6 protein-coding genes and 1 pseudogene are annotated in these 6109 nt (G+C 73.9%); 5 read left to right on the top strand and 2 right to left on the bottom strand.

From position 1 onward, the window contains the following. The first annotated feature begins 3 nt into the window (after positions 1-3). Together ACFW3L_RS12385 and ACFW3L_RS12390 are read left to right on the top strand one after the other, a co-directional pair. Positions 4-672: an ArsR/SmtB family transcription factor gene (locus ACFW3L_RS12385; RefSeq protein WP_378739420.1), complete on the top strand. Its 669-nt coding sequence runs from the start codon at positions 4-6 to the stop codon at positions 670-672. Positions 673-722: 50 nt separating this feature from the next. Further along, entirely contained in the window at positions 723-2021 is a 1299-nt protein-coding gene (locus ACFW3L_RS12390; RefSeq protein WP_378739422.1) for an MFS transporter, read from the top strand. Positions 2022-2195: 174 nt separating this feature from the next. Here the strand turns inward: ACFW3L_RS12390 and ACFW3L_RS12395 are convergent, their stop codons facing one another. Both ACFW3L_RS12395 and ACFW3L_RS12400 read right to left on the bottom strand, forming a co-directional pair. Continuing rightward, positions 2196-3062, bottom strand: a complete 867-nt coding sequence (locus ACFW3L_RS12395; RefSeq protein ID WP_378739424.1) for a deoxyribonuclease IV — start codon at positions 3060-3062, stop codon at positions 2196-2198. Between the two features lie 136 nt (positions 3063-3198). Further along, a complete protein-coding gene (locus ACFW3L_RS12400; protein ID WP_378739427.1) occupies positions 3199-4020 on the bottom strand; it encodes an alpha/beta fold hydrolase in 822 nt (273 codons plus the stop codon). A 120-nt stretch (positions 4021-4140) separates the two neighbouring features. Here ACFW3L_RS12400 and ACFW3L_RS12405 point away from each other — a divergent pair, with 120 nt between their 5' ends. The 3 genes and pseudogenes from ACFW3L_RS12405 to ACFW3L_RS12415 form a co-directional block, all read left to right on the top strand. Then, positions 4141-5013 (top strand): Nif3-like dinuclear metal center hexameric protein, encoded by an 873-nt coding sequence (locus tag ACFW3L_RS12405; RefSeq protein ID WP_378739430.1) that lies wholly within the window; start codon positions 4141-4143, stop codon positions 5011-5013. Positions 5014-5092: 79 nt separating this feature from the next. Continuing rightward, positions 5093-5854, top strand: a complete 762-nt coding sequence (locus tag ACFW3L_RS12410; protein WP_378739433.1) for a zinc ribbon domain-containing protein — start codon at positions 5093-5095, stop codon at positions 5852-5854. After that, positions 5851-6109: pseudogene (locus ACFW3L_RS12415) on the top strand (histidine phosphatase family protein); the annotation flags it as partial. The gene ACFW3L_RS12410 and the pseudogene ACFW3L_RS12415, both read left to right, overlap by 4 nt.

Consider the following 6109-nt stretch of genomic DNA (forward strand, 5'->3'; position numbering starts at 1 on the left):
GGCATGGACACAGAAGAGCCCACGGGGGCGACGGTCTCCGGCCACACGTCCCTGGAGGTCGGCGCCGAGGCCCTGCGCGGCCTGGCCCATCCCCTGCGCGCCCGCATCCTGGACGAACTCACCGTCCAGGGCGCCGCGACCGCGACCATCCTCGCCGAACGGTTGGGGGAGAGCAGCGGCTCCACCAGCTACCACCTGCGCCAACTCTCCCGGTACGGGTTCGTCGAGGCCGACCCCGGCCACGCCAGCCGCCGGGACCGGTGGTGGCGCGTCCGCCCCGGCGGCTGGCGCATGAGCGGGATCGACCACCTGCGCGACCCGGCCACACGAGCGGCCGCCGAGATCGTCCTGGACCGCTACTACGGCGGTCGCAGGGAACGCCTCGAACGGTGGCGGGACCTGGTCAGGACCAGCCCCGACGCCCCGGCGGTCCGCCGTTGGCAGGCGGGCGCGCAGGACTCCCTGGCCCACGCGCGGATGACCCCGGAGGAGACCGAGGAGTTCGGCGAGGCTCTCCAGGAGTTCATCCGCTCCTGGACCCGCCGGTACGAGGGACGCACGGCCCGAAGCCATCCCGACACCGAGTCGGTGGAACTGCACACCGACCTGTTCCCCCACCTCGCGCCGACGGACGCGAGCGAGGGCCACGACCCCGGCCCCACGCCCCCCTGACCCCCACACGTCACAGGGTCACCTGAACACCACCCCCCTTCAGGAGCCGCATGTCCACCCCACCCCCCACCCCGACCGCACCCCGCTCCGAACGCCTCAGCGCGGACTTCCACCGCTTCTGGGGCGCCGGGGTGTTCACCAACCTGGCGGACGGCATGCTCACTGTGGCGCTGCCGCTGATCGCCGTCTCCCTCACCCAGGACCCGCTCCTCGTCGCCGGTCTCACCGCCGTGCGCTTCCTGCCCTGGCTGTTGCTCGCCCCGCTGTCGGGCGTCCTCATCGACCGGGTGCACCGGATGCGCGCCATGGTCGTGTCCAACACCGTGGCCGTCCTGGTCATGCTCGGACTGATCCTGACCCTGGTCACCGGGAACCTGTCCGTGTGGGCGCTCTACGCGGCGATGTTCGCGCTGATCTGCTGCGAGACGGTGACCGACCCGGCGAGCCGGATCGCGGTGGTCCAACTGGTCCCCGCCCGGCTCCTGGACCGGGCCAACAGCCGGGTGGAGGGCGGCCGTCTGGTCGCCCAGGAGTGCCTGGGCCGCCCGGTCGCCGGATTCCTGTTCGCCGCGGGGGCCGTCGCGCCCCTGGCGGGCATCGCCGGGTCCTACGCGCTGTGCGTGCTGCTGCTGTGCGCGATCCCGCTCGTGTGGCGCCGATCGGTGCCCGGGGACGGGACCGCCTCGCGGACCGAGGGGTTCTGGCGCTCCACCGGCGCGGGCTTCCGGCAGGTCCTCGGTGACCCGATCCTGCGCGGCAACACGCTCTGCAACGCCGGGATGATGGTCGGGGGCAACATGGGAGGCGCCGTGCTGGTGCTCCACGCGCAGGACGGCCTCGGGGTCTCCAGCGCTCTCTTCGGGGTGTTCATGACCTCCGCCGCAGTCGGCGGCGTCCTCGCCAGCCTGACCGCCGACCGGGCGATCAGCCGGTTCGGGCGGCGCGCGGTGGTGATCCGGGGCTACCTGGGGATCGCCGTCGCCTACCTGGGCGTGGCCCTCACCGGTGACCCCTTCGTGGCCTTCGTCCTGCTCACGGTGTCCGGCTACAGCATGGTCGTGTCCAACATCGCCGCGAGCCCCTACTACCAGACCGTGATCCCCGACGCCGTGCGCGGCCGCGTCGCGGGTGTCAGCCGGATGATCGGCTGGGGCGTCACGCCGCTCGGCGCCATGGCGGGCGGGCTGCTCGGCCGGATCGACCTCGCGCTGCCCTTCCTGCTGGGGGCCGTGATCATGACGGTCACCGTCGTCCTCGCCCGGCGGGTGATCTCCGAGACGGCTCGTCGCGCGGACCTGGCCCTGCACGAGGCCGCCACGCGCCCCGTGACCGAGGAGGAGAGCCGGTGACCGCCACCCCGTCGGCCCCCAGAGCTCCCGGGGCTCCGGACCGGGACGGTTGAGCGGCACCTTCCACCGGTTCCGGGCGGGGAGGGGCCCGTCCCAGGGGCCGCCGGAACGGGACTGACCGCCCTCCCGCCGCGCCCCGGCCCCGCCCGGTGACGCGGGCGGGGGCACGAAGGATCAGGCCTCGGCGCGGAGCCTCTTCAGGGTCGCCACGTCCTCGGCGTGCGGACCCTCGGGACCGGGTGTCTCCAGGGTGATCGGGACGCCGGCGGTCACCGGGTGGCGGAACAGCTCCGCGAACGGTTCGGCGCCGATGTGGCCCAGACCGATGTTCTCGTGCCGGTCCCTGTTGCTGCCGCACGGCGCCTTGGAGTCGTTGCCGTGGATCAGCTTGAGGCGGTCGGCGCCGACCACCTCCCCGAAGCGGTCCATCGTCTCGCGCATGCCCTCGACGGTCGAGATGTCGTGCCCGGCCGCGAACAGGTGCGCGGTGTCCAGGCACACGCCCACGTTGGGGTGCCAGTCCAGGGCCTCCAGGTAGGTGACGAGGTCGTCGACGGTGGCGCACAGGACCTGGCCCTGTCCGGCCATCGGCTCCAGCAGCACCGGCGGGACGTCGTCCCCGAGACGCTCCAGGAGCGGGAGGACACGGGAACGGACCCGCTCCAGTCCGGCCTCGCGACCGCCGGAGACGGCCGAGCCGGTGTGCATCACCACCCCCAGGGCGTTGATCTCCGCGCCCCGGCGCAGGGCGTGCTCCAGGGAGACCATCGACTTCTCGGCGGTCTCCTCCTTGGGCGCACCCGGGTTGATCAGGTACGGGGAGTGCACGAACAGGGGGAGGTCCGTGCGCTCGCGCATCATCGCGTCCTGCGCGGGGTCGCCCGCGTTGGTCGCCCAGCCGCGCGGGTTGGAGACGAAGACCTGGACGGTCTCCGCGCCGATCTGCCCGGCGTACGCCAGGCCCTTGGTCGCCATGCCGCCCGCCACGGGCACGTGTGCGCCGATCGGGGACTGGGGCCGCTTCTGCTCAGTGTCGTTCATCGCCAACCAACTCTAGGCCCGATCCGACGGGAGGGGTGTGCGGCTCCCCACCCGGCGTGCCGTGCCGTGGTGGCCCGGACGGGAGGGGCCGGGCGGCGGGCGGTCGGCAGGCGCGGACGGGCGGGCACGGGCGGTGTCAGGCGCGGGCGCGCACCTCGGTGAGCAGGGCGGGTAGTTCCCAGAGCACGGTCACGTGGCCGTGGCCGGGCAGCACGCGGAGCTCGGCCCCGGGGACCAGGTCGGCGTTGTGCCGGGAGTGGGCGATGGGCACCACGGTGTCCCGGTCGCCGTGCACCACCAGGAACGGGGCGCGGACGGCCGCCGGGTCGAAGGTCCAGGGGCGCCCCTGCACCCAGGAGTCCTGGGTGTAGCCGCCCACCCCCTGGGTGAACGCCTCCTTGGCGGCGGCCGCCAGGTGCGGGACGTGTCGGGTCGCGAACAGCTCCCGATCGGGGTCGGGCCACTCGGTTGGGGAGCCGCCCAGGTGGCGCTCGCCCCACTCCCGGGCGGCCCGTTCGTCCGGCAGGCGCATCATGGCCCGCTCGTCCTCGGAGTAGCCCTCCCAGCCCGGCTCCCACGAGAAGTCGGTGACCCCGCCCAGGACCACGGCGCCGAGCACGCGTTCGGGCAGCAGGGCGGAGACGGCCACCCCGTAGGGTCCGCCGGAGGAGTGCGCCGCCACCAGGAAGCGGTCGATCCCGAGGGAGTCGGCGAGCGCGGCCGTGTCGTCGGCCCAGTCGGTGAGCGTGCGGCCGGGTGCGGGGGAGGAGCCGCCGTAGCCCGGGCGGTCGGCGGTGATCACCCTCAGCCCGGCGGCGGCGAACTCCTCGTGCTGGTCGCCCAGGTTCCGGCGACTCATCGGCGCGCCGTGCGCGTACAGCACAGGTGTGCCGTCGGGGTCGCCGACGTCGGTGTAGGCGACGGTGCGCCCGTGGAGTTCGACCGTGGTGTCCCGCATCGCACGTACCCGCTTCCCTCGACGTCACCGCACGCTAGACGTCCTCCGCCGACGCGCGCAAGGAGGGGCCCGGACGGTGGGACCGAGGTTGCGCGCCCGCTCGGGCGGACCGTTAGTCTCGTGCCCGTGAGCACCTCGACCGCGCAGCCCGTCACCCTGTCCGACGTCACCGCCGCCTTCGAGGAGGTCTACCCACCCCAGTGGGCCGCCTCCTGGGACGCGGTCGGGTTGGTCTGCGGGGACCCCGCGCAGCCGGTGGAGCGCGTCCTGTTCGCGGTCGACCCCGTCGACGCGGTGGTCGACGAGGCCGTGACCTGGGGCGCGGACCTGGTCATCACGCACCACCCGCTGATGCTGCGCGGCGTCACCAGCGTCGCCGCGAACACCCCCAAGGGCCGGATCGTGCACCGGCTGATCCGCTCCGGGGTGGCCCTGTACACCGCGCACACCAACGCCGACACGGCCTCGCCCGGGGTGTCCGACGCCCTGGCCCGCGCGGTGGGCCTGACCGGAGCGCTGCGACCGCTCGACCCCGACACCACCGACCCCGAGGGACGGCGCGGGATCGGCCGTGTCGGGGAGCTGGACGAGCCGATGGTCCTGCGTGACTTCGCGACCCGGGTCGCCCAGGGTCTGCCCGCCACCGCCGGAGGCGTGCGCGTGGCCGGTGACCTGGACCGACTCGTCACCACCGTCGCCGTCTCCGGTGGGGCGGGCGACTCCCTGCTCGGCGCGGCCCGCGCCGCCGGGGTCGACGCCTACGTCACCTCCGACCTGCGCCACCACCCGGCCTCGGAGTTCGTCGGGGAACCGGGCGGCCCCGCGCTCGTGGACACCGCGCACTTCGCCAGCGAATGGCCGTGGCTGGCCGACGGTGCCGCCCATCTGGCGGACGCGCTCCGGCGCACGGGTGGTCCGAATGGGGCTAACGTGGAGACCCGCGTGTCCACCATCGTGACGGATGCCTGGTCACGGACCTTCCCACACGCGTGACACCCCCTCGACGACCACAACTGCACAGGGCGCGGGCGGCCTCCCCGGCCTCCCAACCGCGATTCCCAGGAGACCCCACGTGAAAGCCGAACCCGCCGCTCAGGCCAGACTGCTCGACCTCCAGGAGCTCGACACCGCGCTCCAGCGCCTGGACCACCGTCTCCGGAGCCTGCCCGAGATCGTCGAGGCGGCCCGGCTGAAGGAGCGGGTCGACGCGATCGACGCCGAGCTCATCACGGCCCAGACCCGGGCCTCCGACATCGAGCGCCACCAGCGCAAGGCCGAGGCCGACGTCGACCAGGTGCGCTCCCGCGCCGATCGTGACACCAAGCGGCTGGAGTCCGGGCAGATCACCAACGCCAAGGAGCTCCAGAACCTCCAGTCGGAGATCGCCTCGCTGGGCCGCCGCCAGGCCGAACTGGAGGAGGTCGTGCTGGAGGTCATGGAGGAGGCCGAGTCCGTCAACACCGACGTCACGCGCCTGACAGGGGAGCGCGAGGAGGCGGTCGCGAAGTTCACGGAGGTCACCGCCCGCCGGGACACCGCCGCCGCCGAGATCCAGTGGGACCGCACCCGCGTCACCCAGGACCGTGAGCGGGTCAGCGCGGACATCCCCGCGGACCTCCTGGCGCTGTACGACAAGCTGCGCTCCCAGTACGACGGTGTGGCCGCCGCCCCGCTGCGGTACGGCCGTTGCAACGGCTGCAAGCTGGCGCTGAGCACCGTCGAGCTCAACGAGATCCGTGCGACCGCCGCCGACGAGGTCGTCCGCTGTGAGGACTGCCGCCGGATCCTGGTGCGCACCGAGGAGTCGGGGCTCAACGCTCCCGTCGCCGAATGAGCTGGGGCGCTCCGGACACCGAGCCGACCCGTCTGGTGCTGCTCCGCCACGGGCAGACACCGTTGTCCGTCGAGCGCCGTTTCGCCGGTCGCGGGGACGTCCCCCTCACGGAGGAGGGGCACGCTCAGGCGAGGTCGGCCGCGCGGCGCCTGTCCGGGTGGGGGATCGACGTGGTGGTCTCCTCCCCGTTGTCGCGGGGCGGGGGGGGCCGCGGGGCCCCCGGGGGGGGAACCCGGCACCCCCGGGGGGGCCGCC

It is taken from the genome of Nocardiopsis sp. NPDC058789, from assembly GCF_042745575.1.
Classification (GTDB): domain Bacteria; phylum Actinomycetota; class Actinomycetes; order Streptosporangiales; family Streptosporangiaceae; genus Nocardiopsis; species Nocardiopsis eucommiae.